Source organism: Pedobacter sp. GR22-6 (genome assembly GCF_037402555.1).
Lineage (GTDB): Bacteria > Bacteroidota > Bacteroidia > Sphingobacteriales > Sphingobacteriaceae > Pedobacter.
Genome location: NZ_JBBEUC010000003.1, coordinates 1,026,728 through 1,048,298, shown reverse-complemented (window position 1 = coordinate 1,048,298; position 21,571 = coordinate 1,026,728). Strand labels below are relative to the sequence as shown.

At 45.0% G+C, this 21,571-nt stretch carries 20 protein-coding genes; 9 read left to right on the top strand and 11 right to left on the bottom strand.

The window, feature by feature from the left end; translation table 11 throughout:
* Positions 1–558 precede the first annotated feature (558 nt).
* The 8 genes from WAE59_RS18325 to WAE59_RS18290 form a co-directional block, all read right to left on the bottom strand.
* Positions 559–1,272 (bottom strand): hypothetical protein, encoded by a 714-nt coding sequence (locus tag WAE59_RS18325; RefSeq protein WP_337857419.1) that lies wholly within the window; start codon positions 1,270–1,272, stop codon positions 559–561.
* A gap of 22 nt (positions 1,273–1,294) precedes the next feature.
* Positions 1,295–1,669: a GntR family transcriptional regulator gene (locus WAE59_RS18320; RefSeq protein ID WP_337857418.1), complete on the bottom strand. Its 375-nt coding sequence runs from the start codon at positions 1,667–1,669 to the stop codon at positions 1,295–1,297.
* A gap of 1 nt (position 1,670) precedes the next feature.
* Positions 1,671–2,447, bottom strand: a complete 777-nt coding sequence (locus WAE59_RS18315; RefSeq protein ID WP_337857417.1) for a hypothetical protein — start codon at positions 2,445–2,447, stop codon at positions 1,671–1,673.
* A gap of 5 nt (positions 2,448–2,452) precedes the next feature.
* A complete protein-coding gene (locus tag WAE59_RS18310) occupies positions 2,453–3,283 on the bottom strand; it encodes an ABC transporter ATP-binding protein (RefSeq protein WP_337857416.1) in 831 nt (276 codons plus the stop codon).
* 164 nt (positions 3,284–3,447) lie between these two features.
* The gene (gene uxaC, locus WAE59_RS18305; RefSeq protein WP_337857415.1) at positions 3,448–4,857 is read right to left on the bottom strand and encodes a glucuronate isomerase; all 1,410 of its coding nucleotides are present in this window, start codon (positions 4,855–4,857) and stop codon (positions 3,448–3,450) included.
* Between the two features lie 35 nt (positions 4,858–4,892).
* A complete protein-coding gene (locus WAE59_RS18300; protein WP_337857414.1) occupies positions 4,893–6,545 on the bottom strand; it encodes a UxaA family hydrolase in 1,653 nt (550 codons plus the stop codon).
* Between the two features lie 7 nt (positions 6,546–6,552).
* Entirely contained in the window at positions 6,553–8,061 is a 1,509-nt protein-coding gene (locus WAE59_RS18295) for a DUF4350 domain-containing protein (protein ID WP_337857413.1), read from the bottom strand.
* Positions 8,058–8,294 carry a hypothetical protein gene (locus tag WAE59_RS18290; RefSeq protein ID WP_337857412.1) on the bottom strand — a complete coding sequence of 79 codons (237 nt, stop codon included), beginning with the start codon at positions 8,292–8,294 and terminating at the stop codon, positions 8,058–8,060. Before WAE59_RS18290 ends, WAE59_RS18295 begins: the two co-directional genes overlap by 4 nt.
* Positions 8,295–8,485: 191 nt before the next feature.
* Between WAE59_RS18290 and WAE59_RS18285 the strand changes: the two genes are divergently transcribed.
* From WAE59_RS18285 to WAE59_RS18245, 9 genes are all read left to right on the top strand, one after another.
* Positions 8,486–9,502 carry a LacI family DNA-binding transcriptional regulator gene (locus WAE59_RS18285; protein ID WP_337857411.1) on the top strand — a complete coding sequence of 339 codons (1,017 nt, stop codon included), beginning with the start codon at positions 8,486–8,488 and terminating at the stop codon, positions 9,500–9,502.
* Positions 9,503–9,626: 124 nt separating this feature from the next.
* Positions 9,627–10,550, top strand: coding sequence for an outer membrane protein assembly factor BamD (locus WAE59_RS18280; RefSeq protein ID WP_337857410.1), 924 nt, complete (start codon positions 9,627–9,629; stop codon positions 10,548–10,550).
* A complete protein-coding gene (locus WAE59_RS18275; protein ID WP_337857409.1) occupies positions 10,550–10,876 on the top strand; it encodes a DNA-directed RNA polymerase subunit omega in 327 nt (108 codons plus the stop codon). The genes WAE59_RS18280 and WAE59_RS18275 overlap by 1 nt, the downstream gene beginning before the upstream one ends.
* A gap of 20 nt (positions 10,877–10,896) precedes the next feature.
* Complete coding sequence (gene coaBC, locus WAE59_RS18270) at positions 10,897–12,090, top strand: bifunctional phosphopantothenoylcysteine decarboxylase/phosphopantothenate--cysteine ligase CoaBC (RefSeq protein ID WP_337857408.1); 1,194 nt, start codon at positions 10,897–10,899, stop codon at positions 12,088–12,090.
* A gap of 6 nt (positions 12,091–12,096) precedes the next feature.
* The gene (gene porD, locus WAE59_RS18265; RefSeq protein WP_337857407.1) at positions 12,097–13,017 is read left to right on the top strand and encodes a type IX secretion system protein PorD; all 921 of its coding nucleotides are present in this window, start codon (positions 12,097–12,099) and stop codon (positions 13,015–13,017) included.
* Between the two features lie 106 nt (positions 13,018–13,123).
* Entirely contained in the window at positions 13,124–13,507 is a 384-nt protein-coding gene (locus WAE59_RS18260; protein ID WP_337857406.1) for a BlaI/MecI/CopY family transcriptional regulator, read from the top strand.
* A gap of 4 nt (positions 13,508–13,511) precedes the next feature.
* Positions 13,512–15,341: a M56 family metallopeptidase gene (locus WAE59_RS18255; protein WP_337857405.1), complete on the top strand. Its 1,830-nt coding sequence runs from the start codon at positions 13,512–13,514 to the stop codon at positions 15,339–15,341.
* Between the two features lie 126 nt (positions 15,342–15,467).
* Positions 15,468–17,123 (top strand): DNA repair protein RecN, encoded by a 1,656-nt coding sequence (gene recN / locus WAE59_RS18250; RefSeq protein ID WP_337857404.1) that lies wholly within the window; start codon positions 15,468–15,470, stop codon positions 17,121–17,123.
* 56 nt (positions 17,124–17,179) lie between these two features.
* Positions 17,180–18,253: a PA0069 family radical SAM protein gene (locus tag WAE59_RS18245; RefSeq protein ID WP_337857403.1), complete on the top strand. Its 1,074-nt coding sequence runs from the start codon at positions 17,180–17,182 to the stop codon at positions 18,251–18,253.
* Between the two features lie 3 nt (positions 18,254–18,256).
* Here WAE59_RS18245 and WAE59_RS18240 read toward each other — a convergent pair whose 3' ends face one another.
* From WAE59_RS18240 to WAE59_RS18230, 3 genes are read right to left on the bottom strand one after another with little or no spacing between them, the layout of a single operon-like run.
* Positions 18,257–19,189 carry a hydroxypyruvate isomerase family protein gene (locus tag WAE59_RS18240; RefSeq protein ID WP_337857402.1) on the bottom strand — a complete coding sequence of 311 codons (933 nt, stop codon included), beginning with the start codon at positions 19,187–19,189 and terminating at the stop codon, positions 18,257–18,259.
* A 20-nt stretch (positions 19,190–19,209) separates the two neighbouring features.
* Positions 19,210–20,217 carry an FAD:protein FMN transferase gene (locus WAE59_RS18235; protein ID WP_337857401.1) on the bottom strand — a complete coding sequence of 336 codons (1,008 nt, stop codon included), beginning with the start codon at positions 20,215–20,217 and terminating at the stop codon, positions 19,210–19,212.
* A gap of 9 nt (positions 20,218–20,226) precedes the next feature.
* Positions 20,227–21,549 (bottom strand): Gfo/Idh/MocA family oxidoreductase, encoded by a 1,323-nt coding sequence (locus tag WAE59_RS18230; protein WP_337857400.1) that lies wholly within the window; start codon positions 21,547–21,549, stop codon positions 20,227–20,229.
* Between the last annotated feature and the right edge of the window lie 22 nt (positions 21,550–21,571).

Below are 21,571 nucleotides of genomic sequence, written 5' to 3'. Positions count from 1 at the left end.
TCCTTAATTGTACAGGCCAAAAAAGGCAGTTATAAAATACCCATAAAAGGGTCAGCATGACTTAAAGCAGCGGTAGGGGTGCGTTAAGGGTGGGTTAAGGTCTGCGTCGTAGTTGCGTCGTGTTATGGACATGTATGCTTCATGCTTGAAATATCCCGGGATGATCCAAACATATCGCAGGTATATCTCAGATACGACGTAGACCTTAACGCACCCTTAACACAACCCATTCCCTATTCAGAAACTCAGCAATCAAGACAAGAGACCAAATAAATCCAGAAATGGGGTAATAATACCAGAAAAAAAAGCAACCAAAGTCCGGCCTGGGGCGTAGCCTCTTCGCAGCTCCTCAACACCTGGACCACAAAACAGGTACTTTTTGCGAACAAGCTACGGTCCAGCTATTGATGAGCTGTGCGCGAGCCATGTATTTAAACTATACTTTTATATAGAAAAAGCTGCCCAGGAATCCGTATAAATCCCGAGACAGCTTGGAGAGCGGTTTAAAAATGATGGTTAAGCAAGTGAAATGTGATGATCCTATTTAATCATATCGCACTACTGACTGTGTTGTTGCAAAAGAGCACCTGACATCTGGACAGAACAATCCTTGGATAGTTGATAATGTGGTACTGCGATCACAGCGTTGGACAATTGAAGTGAGCTCTGGCCTTTTACACTGAAATAAGCGGTATCTATCTGATTTTTTTTAAACATCGTAAGCGCGGCAGAAGTATTCTCCCCTCCCAGCGATACCTTCAGTGTACCCAATCTACTATTGCCCAGTCTTGTCTCCATCTCGCCCTCCAATAGCAACTCAAGCTTGTCTTCATTTAAGCCAAATACCTCTAATTCGCCTCCGAAATTTTTAAATTGTTTATCCGCAAACACATGATTACCGGCGTGCAACTTCTGCAGGCTATTCACAACAATTACAATCTGGTCATACTTATAAGAAGACGATTGCCTGAACGCTTCATTTTTGAAATCCAAACTCAGCAAACTGTCTTCCTGAATCACACTTAACTGATCCTTCTGCCGATTGCTGATCCAAATACCTTCTTCAGTCCCGTATTCCACACGGACAAACATCAGATTTGCCGATTTAATATCCAATACGCTAATATTCTCCAAGGCCGTAAATGTATGGTCCGGGAACCGGGCTTTGTATTTTCCAGTTTTATAAGAAGCTTTAAGTGAAAAATTATAAGCTGTGAGCGCCCCAATAAAGAGCACCGTAGCCAGCAACAATATAATGGTACTTGATTTCATTCTGATTTAAGTTTATAGTCAATTATTTAGATGAATAATTTGTCACAAATGCTTTGTAACGTTCTGCGAGATCCTCCATAGTAATGTCCAATAGGTAAATGCGTTTGAAAAATTCTGGCAGATCCTGATTAAGGAAGCGCTCCTTATTATATGCCATGATTTTTTCTTTCGCATCGGCAGCTATAAAGAAACCGATGCCACGTTTATTAAGGATCACAGCTTTGTTTTGCAAAAATTCGTAAGCGCGGACCACGGTATTGGGATTTACCTGCAGCTCTACCGCCAGATCCCTAACAGAGGGAATCTTTTCTTCTAAGGGCCATTTGGCTAAGGTAATCTGTTCTGCAACGTGATTAGCGATCTGCAGATAAATCGCTTCTTTATTTCTAAACTCCATATTACACCTCTTGCTCCTTTAATTTGAAATAAGTTGCAGTCCACAGCAAAAAAGCTAAAGCGCCCATCAGGTAATAACGCATATTTACGATGGCAACAGATGGCAGCTCCAGTCGCTGATCTCCCTGCATGAAGCTTAAGGAGCCGAAAGGTTCTGCAGATGTGATATCCACACCGATCAACAACTCCAGAAAAAATCCATTCAACACCATCAGTATCATCAGCAAACCAAATAAGATAAATGCAGTCCTGATAAAGTGCATTTTTCTAAAAAAAACAGCACCGAAAAAAGAAATGGCATGCAGCAACATAAATGCTGTGAACGCCAATAGATATGGGAGCGGTTCCTGACCAGAAGAGGGCATTATTTCGAGCTCCCGTGGTATCGGCTTGGCCATTCCTAAAAGCATCGCATCAATCAGGCAAAAGCCCACTATATAGAACAACTGAAAAATGAGGAAAGAATAAATCCAGGACAGCAAAAACTTTTCAAAATTTGATGCCGGCAACATGAGATAGGGAATCGCCCTCCGCTTGTCATTCAGTTCGACGAATATGGTACTTGTAAAAATGCTCCCCCCTAGAAAAAGAAAGGTCACAAAGTAAACGAATTGAGCCGCTGGGTTCACATTCCCCTTATTCAGGTAAAATACGTAACCCATGATCAGGGAAAGTACCCCCATCAACACGACAAAGGACATTAAATAGGCTTTATAATAGACCAACGTATGGCGTATAAAGAGTTGTGTAAACCGGTTGGCATTGAATACATTATTCATAAAGATTATTTTAAAAGCGTTAATACCGAAGAATTCTTACTGATAATGGCATTGAACAGCAATTCCATATCTACTTTTCCATAGCCTTCGCCCTCAGTGGCGATAATACTATTTATACCCATCGTCTGAGCTTCCTGATAGAGCGGTTCCAAATTTTCCGTTTGTGAAGCAGATACAAATTGAATTTTTTCCAGGATATCATCCAGACTTTTATTTAACATGATTTGCTGCTGATCTAAAACTAACAGTGTGTCGATCAGACTATCAAGATCGCGCACCTGGTGCGTAGAGATGATGATACAGCGCTCCTCTGTGAGCGCAGCTGCAATGACTTTGCGAAATTGGATCTTTGAAGGAATATCCAATCCGTTGGTTGGCTCATCCATAATCAGCAACGATGTGTTGGTAGCCAATCCGAATGCGATGAGTACCTTCTTTTGCTGACCGAAAGACAGTTTGCTTAAAGCGCTATGAACATCTACTTCAAAATCAGAGAGCATCTGGTAAAATTGCTTTTCATCGAACCTTGGATAAAAATGTCCGGTGCCTTTCACAAACTGGGCTGCACTCACCTGTGGGAGGTAGAGGTCCTCTGGTATGAAAAACAATTCCTGAAGAAAGGAAGGAACTCTTTGTGCAGACCGTTGTCCATTTACTTTGCAAAAGCCCGCTTTTGGAAGCACGAGCCCTGCGATGTTTTTCAACAAGGTTGATTTTCCTGCTCCATTTTTACCGAGCAGTCCATAAATATGGCCCCGCTGAAGTTGAAGATTGAGGTCTTTGAACAGCATTCTTTTTTTGCTGTAACCAAAGCTGAGATTGGTAATTTCTATCATAAGCGTTAAAACCTACTGTACTAGACATCTAGTACAGCACAAAAGTAATGCTTCCTATGACTATTCCAAATATTTTACAAAAAATAGGATGCAAAGGTTATCAATAATAAAATCGCTGCAGAGGCTAAACTGCAACGATTTCAGAGCGAAAATTTAAAGCTTTGCTACACTTTATCGAAATTGAAATACGCTTTGGCATTTTCATAGCAGATTCCCTGTACCACCTTACCGATCCAGGCTTCCTGATTGGGCAATTCCCCTTTTTCTACGTCTTCTCCAAAGAGATTGCAAAGAATCCGACGGAAATATTCGTGCCTTGGAAAGGAAAGGAAACTTCTGGAATCGGTAAGCATGCCTACAAATCTGCTTAGCAAACCCATATTGGATAAGGCATTGAGCTGTTTGATCATGCCGTCCTTCTGATCCAGAAACCACCATCCGGAACCCCATTGTACTTTACCGGCTACAGTTCCATCGCTGAAATTTCCGATCATGGTGGCCATGATCTCGTTATCGGCAGGATTCAGGTTGTAAAGAATGGTTTTGGTCAGCTGATTGCCGGCGTCGAGTTTGTTCAGGAAGCGGGAAAGTTGTGCTGCCTGACTGAAATCGCCAATGGAATCGAAGCCAGTGTCCGGTCCCAACTGCGACAATAGCCTTGCATTATTATTTCTGAGTGCGCCGAGGTGGAATTGTTGTACCCAGCCTTTTTCATGGTCCCAGATTGCAAATTCGAAAAGTAGCGCAGATTTGAACTGCAAAACTTCAGCGGGGCTCAAGGCTGCGTTGGACCTGATCTTGTTGAAGATTCCCCTTACTTCATCCAGGGTATAGTCTTCGGCATAGATTTGTTCCAGACCATGGTCAGATACTTTACACCCATTGGCTGCAAAGTAATCGTGACGCCTTTTTAGCGAAGCCAGATAACTATCATAATCGTCTATGCTGTCTCCGGAAATCAGGCCTAACCTATCGATATATTTATTGAGTCCAGGCAGGTCATCGGCATTCATGGCCTTATCAGGCCTGAAGGCCGGGTAAACTTTAATGTCTGTACCATCATTCTTAATCTGCTGGTGATACGCCAAATTATCAAGTGGGTCATCTGTAGTACAAAGGCTTTCTACATTCATTTTACGAAGCAGGTTTTGTACAGAATATTCCGGGGTCTGCAGTTTCGCCGTACATTCATGATAGATGCGTTCCGCATTTTCCGGGGAAAGAATCTCATGGATATCGAAATAACGCTGAAGCTCCAGGTGCGTCCAATGGTATAGTGGGTTCCTTAAGGTATAGGGAACGGTCTCTGCCCATTTTTGGAATTTCTCCAGATCTGTAGCTCCTCCGGTAATGTAATATTCGTCTATCCCGTTGGCACGCATGGCCCGCCATTTATAATGATCGCCGTACAACCAAACCTGGGTAATGTTTTCAAAATTGATGTCGTTGGCAATCTGCTCAGGCAGCAAATGGTTGTGGTAATCGATCACCGGCATTTGCTTTGCATATTTATGGTATAGTGTTTCTGCAGTTTTGCTTTCGAGCAGAAAGTTGTCGTCTAAAAAATTCTTCATGTCTTATATATATAGTATTGGGCATTCTATAGAGACTATAGAGAAACCCCTCTTTTCCAAGGAATAAAATCGTCCTGAATGTGGCGGACTGCACTCACAGTGATGGTACCACTGGCTACACCGATCACATAATCCAGGATCCTGCTTCCTGCTTCTTCTATGCTTTCCTCTCCTTCTATAATGGAACCGGTATCCAGGTCTATGATGTCGCTCATCTTTTGAAACAACTTCGTATTGCTGGAAATCTTGACTACCGGAGCGATCGGATTGCCGGTAGGCGTGCCCAATCCTGTAGTGAAAAGCACAATATTTGCACCTGAACCTACTTCCGCGGTGGTAGACTCTACATCATTGCCGGGTGTGCATAGCAGATTGAGTCCTGCCTTACTGACCTTCTCCGGATAGTCCAGCACCGCTACTACCGGCGAGGTGCCTCCTTTTTTGGCAGCACCTGCAGATTTGATCGCATCAGTGATCAGGCCATCTTTGATGTTGCCGGGAGAAGGGTTCATGTCGAACCCGGAACCCGCCTCGGTAGCCCTTTTGCTGTAGGTTTTCATGAGTTGCTCGAAACGCAGGGCATCTTCCTTGTCCAGACAGCGGTCGCTGAGGTTTTGTTCCACGCCGCAGAGTTCAGGAAATTCCGCCAGGATGACCGATCCGCCCAGGGCGACCAGCACATCTGAAGCATAGCCGATTGCGGGGTTGGCAGATATCCCTGAAAAACCATCGGAGCCACCGCATTCCAGTCCGATACAAAGTTTACTGAGCGGTGCCGGTTTCCGTTCATGGGCATTCGCCTGAATGAGTCCTGCAAAAGTCTGTTTAATGGCTTGACTCAGCAATTCAGATTCTTTGCCGATCGTCTGCTGATCGAGGATGTAAAGCGGCTTATCAAAATCGCGGCTTCTTCTTTCGATTTCCTCCTGAAGGATGCTCAGCTGGGCATTCTGACAGCCGAGACTCAACACCGTTGCTCCTGCTACATTGGGGTGGGTAATGTAACCGGCCAGAAGGCCACACAGCGTTTCTGAATCCTGCCGCGTGCCACCGCAACCACCAGTATGGCTCAGGAATTTAATCCCGTCTACATTTGGGAAGAGGCGCTGTTTTTTAGCAGTCTGTTCCGTATAGCTGAGTTCAGCATTCAAAATGTCATTCACACTAGCGCCCTCTTCATAGCGCGCAATCAGTTCACGGGCCTGCGATTGATAAGTTTCGTTTCTGCCGTATCCTAAATTATTCATCAGGGCTTCCTGCAAAACCTCCAGATTTCTGTTTTCACAAAACACCATAGGGATGACCAGCCAGTAATTGGCCGTGCCCACCTGTCCGTCGCTTCGGTGGAAACCATTGAAGGTCCGCTCTTCCCACTTGCTGACATCAGGTTTTTCCCAATCCAGATGAGCATCACCAGTATTGAATTCAGTAGCGGCGTGTTTGATGTTTCTCGTCGTAATAATGGATCCCGCAGGAATTTCTTCATTGGCTTTTCCCACCAGCACACCATACATGATGAGCTGGTCGCCAGCTGCAAGGTCCATTGTCGTAAATTTGTGTTTTGCCGGCACATTTGTTTTCAGCAAGTAACTCTCCCCTTCGTAGCTCAGTGCTTCCCCCTCGGCAAGATCCGTCAGCGCAACCAGCACGTTGTCCTTGGGGTGGACTTTTAATATTCTTTGTTTCATTCGTATGCTATTTTACTTGTGCAGCAAGCCAATAAATCAGCTCTCTCGCTGCCTCAAAATTTTCATAATCTGGCGGAAGTTTCCTCCCGTCTACATATTCATTATACAGCCATGGATCTCCGACGGCAAAAACAGTTCCTTTGCCATATTTTGCTATAGCCATCACATGATCACCATCCTTATCGCGGATCACCGATTTTGCCGGCCCGGTCAACTTTAGACTACTATACTCTTTGATGTACAGCTGTTTTGCGGTTTTAAAGATCCCATTGCCTGCAGGCACCAGGAGTTTAGCCATTTCAAACTGATTGCCGGTTACCTTGCCTTTACTCTCTTTTTTGAAAGTGATGCCAAAAGTTGTGGCCAGCTGATTGTAATGATCCAGCTCCACATTTCCGGTATCATTGGCCATCAGGACCAACACTCCGCCTGCCTTTACCCAATCTCTGATCGTTTTAATATGCTCGGCCCGGATGAATTTAGCCTCCTTATTTTCCTTCTCTATATCAGGGTCTACAATGATGTACATGCCGGCACTGCGCAGGTTTGCGGCAGTGGGGGCCGCAGGTAAAGTTTTCGGCCGGAAGCCCGTGTTTTCAAAAAGTCCAGCCCATGCAGAGAAACCACCATTGCTTTGCTCCTCCCATTTGTAATGCCAGGACAGCGGGTGGCCATTTTGATCCTTTTTAATCTCATTATTGAAATAAGAATCCAGCAGGACATGATCGCACAATCCCGATTTTGGCAGATTGGCAATATCTGCCTCTACCGCAACAAACAAGATGCTGTATTTCCTCGGAACTTTGTCCGGCCCCTTTCTAACTGCTTCCGGATAGGATCTTGGCATATAGCCTTTTCGCACAGCCTTTGCCAGTGTATACTCCTGGAGCTCAGATAAGTCATCCTGCTTTTTAGCTGCTGCCCATTTATTGAGCAACTGCAGTAAGCTGGAGCGTCCCGGTTGCATTTCGGGAATATAATCCAATACATCTACCAAAGTCTGGCCGTAGTGATCGCTTTCAGATACCGACTGCCCTTGCTTCGGTTCTCTGCGTTGAAATTCCTCAACAACCTGAGCCAATGCTTTATCGTTGTGGCTCAATGCGGCATAAGCCGCGTAAAAAGGTTGCTCCTGAAGTGTGCTGGGCTGACCCTGAGCTTCCTGCCAAAGTGCCTCGGCAGCTTTAAGGTATTTTTCCTGACCAGTCACCTGGAATAGGGCAACCAAAGTTGTTCCATGCTGGATAGTAAGCCCGTTTTTCTTTAACAAGAGGTCTATGCGCTGCTGGACATAATGGAAATATTTACCCTCCCCCGAATACCTCCATACGGCCAAAACCCCGTCTAAAAATAATGCACTGGTGTCTGTACCCGCGTCCATTGCCGCCGTCGCAATTTCTTGGGATGAAGGCCTGTTTTTTGTCTGCGCGGCAATTTGTCCGTGTATACCAAGTATGGTAAATAGTAGCAAGACCATGACTGGTACGATAGGATGGGTTGGTAAGTTGATTCTCATACACGCATGTTATTTAGATTTCCCGGCGCGCGGTTATCTACTTGGGCACTCTCCTCAAAGAAAGCCGCGAAAGGCATACCCCAGCCTGTTTCCGGATAGTTGTTTTTGCTTTTTACAGACATTGTCGAATCACCTATCAGGTAAATCTTTATCCGCCTTGGTGCTGCTGTAAAGGAAAACAACAGTAAAGCACAGAGCAATAACGCCGTTTGATATTTGGTAACCCGGTTCATAGTACAATCCTAATAATTTGGATTCGCTAGCAGTAATTTTAGGTAGATTAAATTTACGCAATCGTTGCCGAAACCAGGAAGACTGGTTTTCCGATTTACAGATCCCCTTTCCGATTTTCTTATAAAAATAGCTTTCAAGCATTAATTTTTGTTTATTTACATCAACAACGAGATATTGATTTGCCCAGCATATGTTCGAGCCACCTACTTTAAAAGATATTGCTATTGCCCTCGGGCTTTCTACCTCTACAGTCTCCAGGGCACTCAGAGACACTTACGAGATCAGTTCGAAGACAAAAAAAAGAGTTCTGGACTACGCGCAAAGCATCAATTATCAGCCCAACCCCAATGCACTGAGTTTAAAAGAGCGGCGCAGCAAATCGATCGGGGTGGTGGTCAGCGAAGTGGCCAACCATTACTTCTCGCAAGCCATCAGCGGGATAGAATCTATTGCTTATGACAGAGGGTACCACATTATCATCAGTCAGACCCACGAATCTTACGAAAGAGAGAAGATCAACGTGCAGCACCTGGCCTCCCGCTCTGTAGATGGCTTGCTGGTTTCGCTCTCGGCAGAAACGAATGACATTTCCCATCTGAAAGAACTTCACGACAAGGGGATGCCGATCGTCTTTTTTGACCGGGTGTCCAATGAGATTGAAACCCATAAAGTAAGGGCCGATAATTTCCAGGGCGCATTTGATGCGACTGAGCACCTCATCAAAACAGGATATAAGCGCATAGCACACTTGACCAGTTCGCCGCATTTGTCCATCAGCATAGAGCGCCTGGAAGGATATATGGCTGCACTGAACAAATACAACATTCCTGTGCATTCCGACTACATCAAAAATTGTCAGCATGGCGGCATGTTTCCGGAGGAGACGGAGCGGGCAGTGCTGGACCTTCTTCAGCTGCAGGAAAAACCAGATGCGATATTTATTGCCGGCGACAGGCTCTCGATCGGGTGCATGGAGATCCTGAAAAAACTGAATGTAAAAGTGCCCGACGAACTGGCGCTTGCAGGCTTTAGCAATTCCAATGTGCTGGACCTGTTTGAAATACGCCTAAGCTCTGTCAGGCAACCTGCATTTGAAATGGGCCAGGCCGCGACAGAAATGCTGCTCAAAATTCTGGAAAGCAAGTATCCTATCACCGAATTTGAGAACAGGACAATAGCGACCAAACTGTTTATCAGAAACAGCTGAGCAAAGCCGGGGAAAGCCATTTGTTAAATTATGTTAACAGCTTGACAGGATGACGGCCTTTACCTAGCTTAGCGTCCTATTATTTTTAATTGACGGTATCGTATTATTAACTTATCTTTGCAGAATGTTTAAAATTAAACACGTTTTATTATTAAGTTTCACCATCATAGTATTGACTATAGCTGGTTGTAAAAGCCAGTTTGAAAAACTGAGGCTGAGCAACGACGTCAAGAAAAAATATGCTGAGGCGCTGAAGCTTTACAACAAAAAAAATTATTCAAAGGCACTGATCCTTTTTGAGGATCTTTCTCAAAAATATCGTGGAAGGGAAGAAGCGGAAGAGCTCAACTACTACTACGCGCTAACACTTTACAAATTAAGAGATTACACCACTGCCAGATATCAATTTAAAACATTTGCAGATACCTATCCGACCAGCAAATGGGCAGAAGAATGCCGCTACATGAGCGCATATTGTTATTATCTCGATTCTCCTAAATCCAGTCTGGATCAGGAAAACACCTATAAAGCCATTGATGCACTTCAGTTGTTCATCAACTTCTATCCGAAGAGTGAGCGTGCTGCAGATGCCAGTAAGTACATTGGCTTACTGCGTGCGAAACTGGAAGACAAGGCTTATGCCAATGCGAAGATGTACTATGAGCTGGGTGGCTACGATATTTCCAATTATAAAGCTGCAGTAGTGGCACTGAAGAATGCCCAGGTAGATTACCCGGATATCAAATATGCAGAGGAAATGGATTTGCTAATCGTAAAATCACAATTCGCCTATGCTAAAAACAGCTACGAAATCCGTCAGGAAGACCGTTTCAATGAGGCTATAGCTTATGCAGATGAGTTTGTTGAAAAATATCCGGAAAGCAAACTGTTACCTGAGGCCAAAGGATTGAAAAAAGACAGTGAAGCGGGAATTGCCAATGCGAAGCGCATTCTTGCTGACTACGATAAATACAGGGCACAACTTGAAAAAGAGGCCAAACAAGGAAAAGACACAACAACGACTACAATTAAAACCCCCAATAAGTGATGAATGCTAATAAACCCACTATACCGAACACAACGGTTACCAGAAATGTTAATGATCTTGATCAGAAAACAGGAAATCTTTATGAGTCTTTAGTCATTATTTCCAAAAGGGCAAATCAGATTTCCAACAACATGAAGGAAGAATTGCACGGTAAACTGGCCGAGTTTGCTTCTTCAAACGACAATCTGGAAGAGATTTTTGAAAACCGTGAGCAAATCGAAATCAGCAAGCACTATGAGCGCTTACCTAAGCCTTCATTGATCGCTATTGACGAATTTTTGAACGACAAGGTTTACCACAGAAATCCTGCTAAAGAGCAACAGTAACATTTGGCATAGGGAAAACCATGCTCAAAGATAAAAACATCATTCTTGGCGTTTGCGGCAGCATTGCAGCCTATAAAGCGGCCACACTGGTAAGATTACTGGTAAAGGCTGGCGCAAACGTTAAAGTTATCCTTACGTCCGATGCGGCGAATTTCATCACACCGCTCACACTCGCTACACTTTCTAAAAATCCTGTATATACCCAGTACTTTGAAGAAGAAACCGGGGTATGGAGCAACCATGTAGAACTTGGCCTCTGGGCAGATTACCTGCTGGTCGCCCCTGCAAGTGCCAACACTATTGCTAAAATGGCCAAAGGCCTTTGTGATAACCTGCTCACTGCAGTATATCTTTCTGCAAAATGCCCTGTATTGTTTGCACCAGCAATGGATCTGGACATGTGGGCGCATGAAAGCACACAGCAAAACGTGTCACAGCTCCTCTCCTATGGCAATATCCTCATCGCTCCGGGCACAGGTGAACTCGCCAGTGGCTTACATGGACAGGGGCGCATGGCCGAACCGGAAGAAATCCTGGTATTTTTAGAACAACTGATCAAAAAAGGACTGCCTTTATTGGGTACGAAAGTACTGGTCACTGCAGGGCCAACTTACGAAGCGATAGACCCGGTACGGTTCATCGGTAATCATTCCTCCGGTAAAATGGGTTTCGCCATTGCCAATCAGTTTGCTGCAATGGGTGCCGAAGTGACGCTGATTACTGGTCCCACTGCAGAAAAGAGCGCACAGCAATTGAGAAGGATTGATGTACTGAGTGCCGCTGATATGCTGGATGCCTGTCTCAGGGAATTCAGTGAAGCAAAAATCACAGTGATGAGTGCTGCTGTAGCCGACTATACGCCCGTTCAGGCAGCAGCGCAAAAAATAAAGAAATCAGAAGAACAGTTCCAGCTTCAGCTCAAAAAAACAACCGATATACTGGCCAGTCTGGGTAAGCTAAAAACAGCACAACAGATCCTGGTGGGTTTTGCCCTGGAGACTGAAAACGAAGAAGTGCATGCCAAAGCAAAACTGATCAAGAAAAACCTGGACCTCATTGTCCTCAATTCTTTAAATGATAAAGGCGCAGGTTTTAAGATGGATACCAATAAAATCACTATCTTTAATCAGGCATCAGAGAAAACCGTCTTCGAAATGAAGTCGAAAAGCGAAGTTGCCAAAGACATTTGCCTTGAAATCTTAAAGCTCCTCTAACCAAGCATGAAACGCTACTGCTTATTTCTGATCTTTCTACTGATCTGTTCAGGTACTATCCAGGCACAGGAACTCAATGCAAGGGTACAAGTGCAAGCTCCTTCTGTACCCAATATAGACAAAAGGAATATTGAAGTGCTACAGACCAACATCAGGGAATTCCTGAACAACAATAAGTGGTCTAATGAAAGTTATGCCCCGCAGGAGCGCATTGAGTGTAATTTTGTAATCACCATCACCGAATGGGACGGCAATTCGAATTATAAAGCAGAAGCCCAGTTGCAGTCGAGCAGGCCTGTGTACGGCAGCTCTTATAACAGTACTTTACTGAACCTGAGCGACAAAGACTTTGACTTCAATTATACAGAAGGACAATCGCTTGATTTCTCCGACCAAAACTTCATTTCCAACCTCAGCTCCCTGCTGGGTTTCTATGCCTACACCATCATTGGCCTGGACAAAGACAGTTTCAGTAGCCTGGGCGGTACCCCCTATTTTAAAAAAGCGTTAAACGTGGTAAACAATGCCCAGACTTCCGGGAATAAAGGCTGGAAAGCAATTGATGGTCTGCGCAACCGTTACTGGCTGAATGAGAACCTGCTCAACAAAGGCTTTGAAGAGCTCCGGAGTTTCATCTACGATTATCATTACAACGGTCTGGACAGGCTGCAGGATAATGCTGGGCGTGGTGTTAAAAAGATGCTCAACCTGCTTTCGGGCTTAAAAACCATGGACAAGCAAAAAGTGGGCTCTATATTCCCCAATTTCTATTTTGCAAGTAAGGCCGATGAAATCGTCAATGTATTCTCTATCGCCACAGGAGATCCCTCCGATGCGGTCAAAGCTTACAACCTGCTTTCCCAGATTGACCCGGCCAACCTCAACAAGTACGAAGCACTGAAACAGCTTAACATTCCTCTGAAATAACTAGAAAACAACACCTTATCTAAAATCCGTTAAAATTTGTTAAAAATATTTTGTTTATACGAATACATTCGTACATTTGATTACGAAACAATTCGTATATCAATATATGTCAACACCACATCAGACTAAACCTACGGAAAGTGAGATGGAGATCCTCCAGATCTTATGGGAAAAGGGAGATTGTACCGTAAGGGATGTTCATGAAATTTTAGAGAAAAGCAAAGAGGCGGGTTATACCACTACATTGAAACTGATGCAGATCATGCATGAAAAAGGTTTGGTATCCAGGGACACTTCTTCCAAAACCCATATCTACCGTGCATTGGTGAACCAGCAAAAAACGCAACAGCAGCTGGTCAGTAAAATGATAGACAATGTATTCAATGGCTCTGCAGCCAGGCTGGTGATGCAGGCTTTAGGCAACCATAGTGCGAGCAAAGACGAGATCGATTCCATAAAAAAATATCTTGATGAACTAAGCAAAAAATAAAATCATGGAAGCAATTCTAAATAACCTGATCAAAGCCATTGGCTGGAGCATCTTTCACTCCCTTTGGCAAGGCGCTGTGGTATACGGCATCCTCTTGCTGGCCCTTAGTGTCTTACCGAAAAAAAGTGCCGGTATGAAGCACAATATGGCTTATGCCGCAATGTGCCTTACTTTCGCGGGATTTTGCATCACCTTTTTCTCGCTGTTTAAGCTCCCCAGCTCTCCTGCTCCTGTTGGCATAGCAGCTGCTGAAAACTTCAGAATTAGTGAAACAGCACAGCTGATCAATATCAGTGAGGGGCTATACCATAGGGCGGAACAGCTTTTCCCTTACTTGGTAGCACTATATGCTGCCGGATTGCTGTTTCAGCTTTGCATCCTTACTGTAGGCTATAAAAAGCTTTTGAACCTGAAAAAAGCAAGCCGTGAAGCAGTTCCTGAAGAATGGCAAACAGTATTCCAGACCATGGTTGCCCGCTTAGACTTGCGCCGTAAGATTGGCTTTTTCCTTTCCGAACAGGTAAATGTGCCGCTCGTGATCGGATACCTGAAGCCCATCGTCCTATTTCCCGCAGCCCTGGCCAGCCAATTGGACATCAAACAGGTAGAGGCCATACTCATCCATGAGCTTTCGCATATCCGCAGAAATGACTACTTGCTCAACCTCATCAAGACAGGGATAGAGACCTTGCTTTTCTTCAATCCTTTCATCTGGCTCGGCAGCAAACTCATCAATATCGAGAGGGAACATGCCTGTGACGACCTCGTTCTGTCCTTCACCGGAACTCCCGTTACCTATGCACATGCCCTGCTCAAACTTGAAATCTTAAAAGACAAAAGCAGTCCGGCGCTTTCGATGGCGGCAACCGGCAGTAACCAACATTTGTATCAACGCATTAAAAGAATCACAGATATGAAAACCAACTACATGAATGCAAAGCAACAGTTCTTTGCCATCACGCTCAGCGTAGCAACCGTCATCTCACTCGCCTGGATCAGCCCCGAAAAAACTAAGGCCGCTGATGTAAAAACAGCTAAAGTGAAAAAAGTCACCAAGACTGTTCAGTCGAATAGCCTGAAAATGAATCTACAGCAAATCAACCTTAGTTCTTCTACAGTGCAGCAGGCAGCACCCTGCGATACCACTAAAAAGAAAAAGAAATTTAAGATCGTTGCGGTTGATGCACAAGGCAATCAGCAGGAATACAGTTCTATCAACGAAATGCCCGACAGTCTGAAAAAAGAAGTGATCCGGGAGACTTTCAGCAACAGGGATTATTTTCCTGCAGACTTCGGTGATGCTTTCAAAACTATGGCAATCCGGCTTAAATCCATCAATAAAGATTCTCTTGGAAACATCATTATCCATTCGCCAAATATGGCCGATGTTTATGTCAATCAATTGAAAATTAGTGGAGAAGCATTGGCCAATCAGGCTAAGTCGATAGATGCGGCCAAACGTGCCATCGAAGTCCGGATCAAGGGCGCGGAGATCGCTAAGGCAAACAGCAAAGCCATTCAGGCAGACATCTACAAATCGGAAGATATGAAGAACCTGCAGTTGGAATTGTCGAAAATGAATAGTATTGTCGTAAACGGGTTCAAATTAAAAGATCCTTCTCCTGAGGTAAAAGAACAAATACAGAAAGTAAGAGAATTTCACAACTCGCCAGAATATAAAAAACTAAAAAAGAAATTTGATGAAGACCTGGAGAAAATCAAAAAGAAAAAAGGGATCAAAAGCAATAACAACAATACCTTCAACTACAATTTCCAGTATCAAACGGAGGGAGCATCTGCAGAACCCAGAGAACTGAGGATAGAGACCAATTAAACTTAATACATTTTTACACACCGATAAAACCTCATGGAGGCTGAAGGATGACCATATCCTTCAGCCTCTTTTTTGTTGACAAGTATTATCAGCCATTGCCTAAGTTTTCCTAATTTAGCAGTGTATATGCTACAGAAACTTTCTATTCGTAATTACGCTTTGATAGACAGCGTAGAGCTGGAACTTGACAAAGGGCTAAACATCATCACAGGGGAAACCGGTGCGGGTAAATCCATTATGCTGGGGGCTTTGTCCCTGATTTTGGGCCAGCGGGCTGAGACGAAGTATTTCTTCAATCAAGATAAGAAGTGCATCATAGAAGGTTTCTTCCATATTGAAGAGCGTATGCGCCCGCTCTTTGAAGACAATGAAATTGACTTCCAGGAAGAGGGTATACTCAGACGTGAAATATCGAAAGACGGAAAGTCCCGCGCTTTTATCAACGATACCCCTGTTGCGCTTTCGCTGATGAAACAGGTTGGGGAAAAGCTGATCGATATCCATTCGCAACATGCAACGCTGGCGGTAAACGATGCCGGCTTCCAACTGGAAGTTGTAGATACCCTGGCAGACCATCAGGATTTACTCCTCAACTACCGTTCGTTGTTCAAAGATTACAAAAAGAAACAACAGCAGTTGCAGGCCATGCAGCAAGCCGCAAACGAAGCCCGTAGCAAACAGGATTACGAGCAATTTCTTTTCAGCGAACTGGAACAGGCCGCACTGAAAACCGGAGAGCAGGAATCACTGGAAGCTGAACTGGAACTACTGAATAATGCAGAAAGCATCAAAAGAAGCCTGGTCAATAGTTACCAGTTGCTTAGCGAACAGGAAACTGCTGTATTGCCTATGCTCAAAGAAGTTATTGTACAGCTGCAGTCCATCGAGAAATTCGATCCCGATTATACTGCACTGACTGAGCGCCTGCGTTCCGCACTAATAGAATTAAAAGATATTGCCCAGGAAACTGTTGGTTTTGAGGAAAACATTGTCTTCAATCCATCGAGGATCGAAGAGATCAACAGCCGCCTGGACCTGATTTATAGCCTGCAGCAGAAGCACAGGGTGAATGGCATCCAGGAATTACTGGTGATCCAGGAGCAGCTATCGGACAACCTCAGTTCGCTGCTGAACAGCGATGAGCAAATAGAACGGCTGAACCAGGAGATCTCAGCGATCAGAAAACAGCTTGAGCAACAGTCGGACTTGCTTTCCGGTAACCGCAGCAAAGCGATAGTAACGGCTGAGAATCAGGTCAAAGAGGTATTGAACCAGGTAGGCATGCCAAATGCCAGGATCCAGATTACGCAAGGGAAGCTGGAAGAACTCAACAGAGATGGCATTGATGCGATCAACCTTCTATTTTCTGCCAACAGCGGACAGGCGCCTGCACCGGTAGGTAAGGTGGCATCCGGAGGTGAACTTTCCCGGCTGATGCTTGCCATCAAATCCATTATGGCGAAACATACTGCATTACCTACGCTGATCTTTGATGAAATCGATACAGGTATTTCCGGAGAAACAGCGCTGCGTGTCGGGAATGTGATCGGAGATCTGGAGCAAAATATGCAGGTGGTCTGCATCACCCACCTTCCACAAATTGCAGCCAAGGGCGACGCACACTATTTCGTTTATAAGCAGGAAGAAGGCGAACGCACGACTACAGGAATCCGGAAATTAAAACCGGAGGAACGCATCCAGGTGATCGCAGAAATGCTGAGTGGCAAAACTCCCGGAGCGTCTGCCCTGAAAAATGCACAGGAACTTTTGGGAATGAACTAAACATTTTATCAGGATTGACCTATCAAAAATACTAATATTATTAGTATTTTTGATAGATGGCAACAGCAACTGATAATCCCGAAAACTACTTCAAAGGCAGAGGTGCTCAATTTAATCCCCACAACCGCTTTGCAAAAAATGACTATGTAAAGGAGCATGATGAGGGCATCGATGAATGGGAGGAGGAAGATCATAAAACCACTTTCATTTTTGGTAAATCAAAGAGCATTGTCAACAAGGTCGACAGTCCGGATGTGGGCATGTTGTACTCCCTAAACCCATATCAAGGCTGCGAACATGGTTGTACGTATTGCTACGCACGCAATGCCCATGAGTATTGGGGCTTTAGCGCCGGTCTTGATTTTGAGCGGAAGATCATCGTCAAACAAGATGCCCCGGAGCTTTTCAAAAAATTCCTGGAGCGCAAAGGTTGGGATGCTTCTGTGATCTCACTTTCCGGAAATACGGATTGTTACCAACCAGCGGAGCGGAAGTTTGGGATCACCAGACGATTGCTGGAAATTGCCCTGGAGTATAAACAACCGATCGGCATGATCACAAAAAATGCATTGATCCTGCGCGACATTGATATCCTTCAGGAAATGGCCAGCCTCAATCTCTGTTCTGTGTATGTTTCCATCAACAGCCTGAATGAATCACTACGGCAAAAAATGGAGCCCAGAACAACTACAGCAAAGCAGCGACTGAAAATCGTAGAGCAGCTGAGCCATACAGGGATCCCGGTGGGCGTCATGGTCGCACCACTCGTTCCAGGCCTAAGCGAGCATGAAGTCCCGAAGATACTGAAAACCATTGCAGATTGCGGAGCCATCTCTGCAGGATATACCATTGTTAGACTGAATGGCGCTATAGGGGGGATATTTGAAGACTGGCTCAGAAAAAATTACCCCGACCGCTTTGATAAGGTATGGCATATGATTCAGTCCTGCCATGGCGGAAATGTGAACGATAGCCGTTTTGGAGATCGAATGAGGGGCGATGGCAATATTGCACAACTGATCAGAGATACTTTCAAACTCCATTGCCGGCTCAATCACCTCAATGAAAAAAGGACGGAGCTGGATTCCAGTCTCTTTCAGATTCCCAGATCACAGCTCCGTTTATTTTAGTATTTATACCAGGAAGTTATCTACTTCTCTGTAAGCCTGTATCACCCGCAACTCCCCTTCTTTACCGGATTTGGAATTGCCATGTTCCATGCCCATGATTCCTTTATAGCCTTTCTCATGGATGTGCTTGAAAAGGTTCTTATAGTTGATTTCACCCGTAGTCGGCTCTTTCCGTCCCGGATTGTCGCCAATCTGGATATAGGCGATCTCGTCCCAGCAACGGTCCATGTTTACGATCAACTGCCCTTCTGTTTTCTGCATGTGATAAATGTCATACAGGATTTTGCATGAAGGGCTGTTTACTGCTTTACAAACTGCATAAGTTTCATGTGTCTGCTGCAGGAAAAGTTCAGGTGTATCACTCAAAGTTTCCAATACCATGACCAGTCCATGAGGTTCAAAAATTTCCGCACCTGCGCGCATGGCGTCAATCACATTCGCAAACTGGTTTCCATAAGGCAATTTACGTTCATAAAAGCCCGGTACTACCGTCAGCCATTTCGCATTGCAACGCTTCGCTGCTTCCACCGAACGTTTGCAGGTCTCTACAAATTTATCTTTAAATTCTTTCTTACCTGTAGTGAGGGAAGTCTTCCAGTTGTCGCCACCGTCGACAACAAATACCCCCATGCGCATTCCCAGCTTAGCCAGCAGATTACCTATTTTAGTTTGTTCCTCTACCGGCCTGTTCAGGTAGCCATTGTCTTCAATGGACCTAAAGCCCTGGTCGTACATGTATTGAATTTGCTCAAGAAAAGTAGCGCCACCGGCATTTTTAAACATGCCATCATGCGGTGCATAATCGAGGTTAAAGGTTTTTCCAGCCATTTCCTGCTGGAGGGGCATTTTTTTCTCCGCAGCAGCTTCCAGCGCAGATCCCGTGACCAGTGCTCCTGTTGCGAATAAACTATTTCTTAAAAATTCTGTTCTGTTCATTTGAATGCGGTTAATGTTGGTTATTCTGTGATCAGTTTTTTAAATCCTGCCGACAGCGTATCGGCTACACGCCCATCCTTGCAATGGTAAATGAAATATGCTTCAAGGTCTTTTCTCTTCGCTACAAATGCAAGCGCCTCTTCCAGCTCCATGGCCATCAATGCATTGTCGTAACCATCAGCCGTGATCGCGTTTTTTGCATATACCGTCACGCTGATCATCGCATTGTCAAGGGGATATCCCGTGAGGGGATTGATGAGGTGACTGACTTTTCGACTTCCTTTTTGCAGGAACTTCCGGTAATTGCCCGAGGTCGTAATCGCACCGTTATTGATGCTTACCACATGTTTCACTACCGGCTCTGCCCCATCCGCAGCAGGCCCTTCTATCCCGATGCGCATCGGACTCCCGTCCGGCTTCGGCCCCTTCATTCTGATTTCCCCTCCGATCTCTACTACAAAAGACTTAATGCCTTTGCTGAGGAGGTGATCGGCGACCACATCCACGCTATACCCTTGCGCAATGCCATTTAGATCCAACTGGACACAGGGCTTGTCTTTTTTAAGCAGTATGCCTTTCAACTGTAGGTGCTGCATACCCACACAATTCAGTGCAGACCGGATCATCCCGCTATCCGGAAATTCGGAAATTGGTTTCACTCCGAAGCCCCAGGCCTGTACCAATGGAGCCACAGTTACATCAAATTTACTTTTTGTGGCTTTGTTGATCTCGAAAGACTTGCGCATCACCTTAAGAAAACCAGGGTCCAGGAGCAGGCCGTCAGTGGAGGCATTGAACTGGTTGATGCGTGAATAAGGTTTATATAGCGACATGGAAGAATCAATGCTGACCAATATTCTGTCTATATCAGCTTTGGTAACGAGGCTATCTTTCGCAAAATACTTAATGGAGTAATCGGTACCCTGCGCATAGCCATGTATGGTATATTGCTGCTGATCATCCTTCTTAAGGAAAAAAGAGATCAGCAGCGGTATACCTATAAAAAGACTTTTATTTGCAGAAAGCATCGGTTATCATTACAGCACCTTTGTTTGTCCAGGTGTAGGGATAGGATACAGTCCATTTGCATCCGGCATCAATTTAGGATTGGCATCCCATGCCAGGCGCTCAGGAAATAAGCTGTTATTTGCATTCAGGGCATCTTCCCATTTGATGGTCTGTCCGGAATAAGTGGCATATCGACCAATGATCGAAGTCAGGCAGCTCTTCGCTCCCCTTTCCGCATCCCAGAATTTGTATTCCCCTTTTGCGATTGCAGCAAACAGTTCGTCATGCTCAGTCTGGTAAGGATTGGGATTGGTCTTTGAAGAATAGTTATAAATCTGCGTGCCTTTATGGTCCCACAATTTACCCGTATTACCTGCCGAGAGGTATACCCGGCCTTTTGTACCCTGAAAAGTTTCATCTACACGATTGGAGATTCCTTCAAAGTGACGGCACTGGCTATAGATCACCGCACCATCCGCGTAAGTCAGTTCTACTGCATGGTTGTCGTAGATTTCGCCGTAATCCTTGCCCGTTCTCCAGGCGCGACTTCCCGTTCCTTGAATCGATACCGGATAAGCGTTCTTCACCCAGTTTGCGATATCAATATTGTGTACATGCTGCTCTACGATATGATCACCGCACAGCCAGTTGAAATAGTACCAGTTACGCATCTGGTATTCCATTTCTGTCTGCTCAGGCTTACGGCGGTTCACCCATACACCACCACTGTTCCAATAGACTTGTCCACCGGTGATGTCACCGATTGCACCGTCTTCAATGCGTTTGATGGTTTCCCTATAGTTCGTCTGGTAACGGCGTTGCAGCCCTACCACTACGTTCAGTTTCTTTTTCTTTGCAAGTTCAGCAGCTGCCAATACCCGGCGTATTCCCGGAGAATCTACCGCTACCGGCTTCTCCATAAATACGTGCTTCCCTTTATTCACTGCTTCCTCGAAATGCATTGGCCTGAAACCCGGAGGCGTAGCCAATAAAACCACATCTGCCAAAGCTATCGCTTTCTCATAAGCATCAAAGCCGACGAACCTGCGTTCCTTAGGTACATCTACCTTATCTTTAAATTTCTCTGCAAGAGAGTTATAAGTTTCGTCCAGACGGTCCTGGAAGGCATCTGCCAGGGCCACTAACTTGATATTTTGTTTGGTACTCAATGCTTGTGTAGCCGCACCCGCGCCGCGGCCGCCGCAACCGATCAATGCAATCTTGATGGTATCATCTACAGAGGAATGTCCACCTCCTGCAAAAGCTACCCCGTTGAGCATCACACCTCCGGCAACAAGGGCCGAAGTTTTAAGGAAATCGCGTCGCTGATCGCGCAGTTCTTCATTGTTCATTTTGATTCAGGTTTATATGGTT

What these genes read in the sequence shown, in the direction of transcription:
- WAE59_RS18325 (WP_337857419.1), bottom strand. Translation starts at nt 1,272, where the DNA reads ATGAAATCAAGTACCATTATATTGTTGCTGGCTACGGTGCTCTTTATT.
- WAE59_RS18320 (WP_337857418.1), bottom strand. Translation starts at nt 1,669, where the DNA reads ATGGAGTTTAGAAATAAAGAAGCGATTTATCTGCAGATCGCTAATCAC.
- WAE59_RS18315 (WP_337857417.1), bottom strand. Translation starts at nt 2,447, where the DNA reads ATGAATAATGTATTCAATGCCAACCGGTTTACACAACTCTTTATACGC.
- WAE59_RS18310 (WP_337857416.1), bottom strand. Translation starts at nt 3,283, where the DNA reads ATGATAGAAATTACCAATCTCAGCTTTGGTTACAGCAAAAAAAGAATG.
- uxaC (WP_337857415.1), bottom strand. Translation starts at nt 4,857, where the DNA reads ATGAAGAATTTTTTAGACGACAACTTTCTGCTCGAAAGCAAAACTGCA.
- WAE59_RS18300 (WP_337857414.1), bottom strand. Translation starts at nt 6,545, where the DNA reads ATGAAACAAAGAATATTAAAAGTCCACCCCAAGGACAACGTGCTGGTT.
- WAE59_RS18295 (WP_337857413.1), bottom strand. Translation starts at nt 8,061, where the DNA reads ATGAGAATCAACTTACCAACCCATCCTATCGTACCAGTCATGGTCTTG.
- WAE59_RS18290 (WP_337857412.1), bottom strand. Translation starts at nt 8,294, where the DNA reads ATGAACCGGGTTACCAAATATCAAACGGCGTTATTGCTCTGTGCTTTA.
- WAE59_RS18285 (WP_337857411.1), top strand. Translation starts at nt 8,486, where the DNA reads ATGTTCGAGCCACCTACTTTAAAAGATATTGCTATTGCCCTCGGGCTT.
- WAE59_RS18280 (WP_337857410.1), top strand. Translation starts at nt 9,627, where the DNA reads ATGTTTAAAATTAAACACGTTTTATTATTAAGTTTCACCATCATAGTA.
- WAE59_RS18275 (WP_337857409.1), top strand. Translation starts at nt 10,550, where the DNA reads ATGAATGCTAATAAACCCACTATACCGAACACAACGGTTACCAGAAAT.
- coaBC (WP_337857408.1), top strand. Translation starts at nt 10,897, where the DNA reads ATGCTCAAAGATAAAAACATCATTCTTGGCGTTTGCGGCAGCATTGCA.
- porD (WP_337857407.1), top strand. Translation starts at nt 12,097, where the DNA reads ATGAAACGCTACTGCTTATTTCTGATCTTTCTACTGATCTGTTCAGGT.
- WAE59_RS18260 (WP_337857406.1), top strand. Translation starts at nt 13,124, where the DNA reads ATGTCAACACCACATCAGACTAAACCTACGGAAAGTGAGATGGAGATC.
- WAE59_RS18255 (WP_337857405.1), top strand. Translation starts at nt 13,512, where the DNA reads ATGGAAGCAATTCTAAATAACCTGATCAAAGCCATTGGCTGGAGCATC.
- recN (WP_337857404.1), top strand. Translation starts at nt 15,468, where the DNA reads ATGCTACAGAAACTTTCTATTCGTAATTACGCTTTGATAGACAGCGTA.
- WAE59_RS18245 (WP_337857403.1), top strand. Translation starts at nt 17,180, where the DNA reads ATGGCAACAGCAACTGATAATCCCGAAAACTACTTCAAAGGCAGAGGT.
- WAE59_RS18240 (WP_337857402.1), bottom strand. Translation starts at nt 19,189, where the DNA reads ATGAACAGAACAGAATTTTTAAGAAATAGTTTATTCGCAACAGGAGCA.
- WAE59_RS18235 (WP_337857401.1), bottom strand. Translation starts at nt 20,217, where the DNA reads ATGCTTTCTGCAAATAAAAGTCTTTTTATAGGTATACCGCTGCTGATC.
- WAE59_RS18230 (WP_337857400.1), bottom strand. Translation starts at nt 21,549, where the DNA reads ATGAACAATGAAGAACTGCGCGATCAGCGACGCGATTTCCTTAAAACT.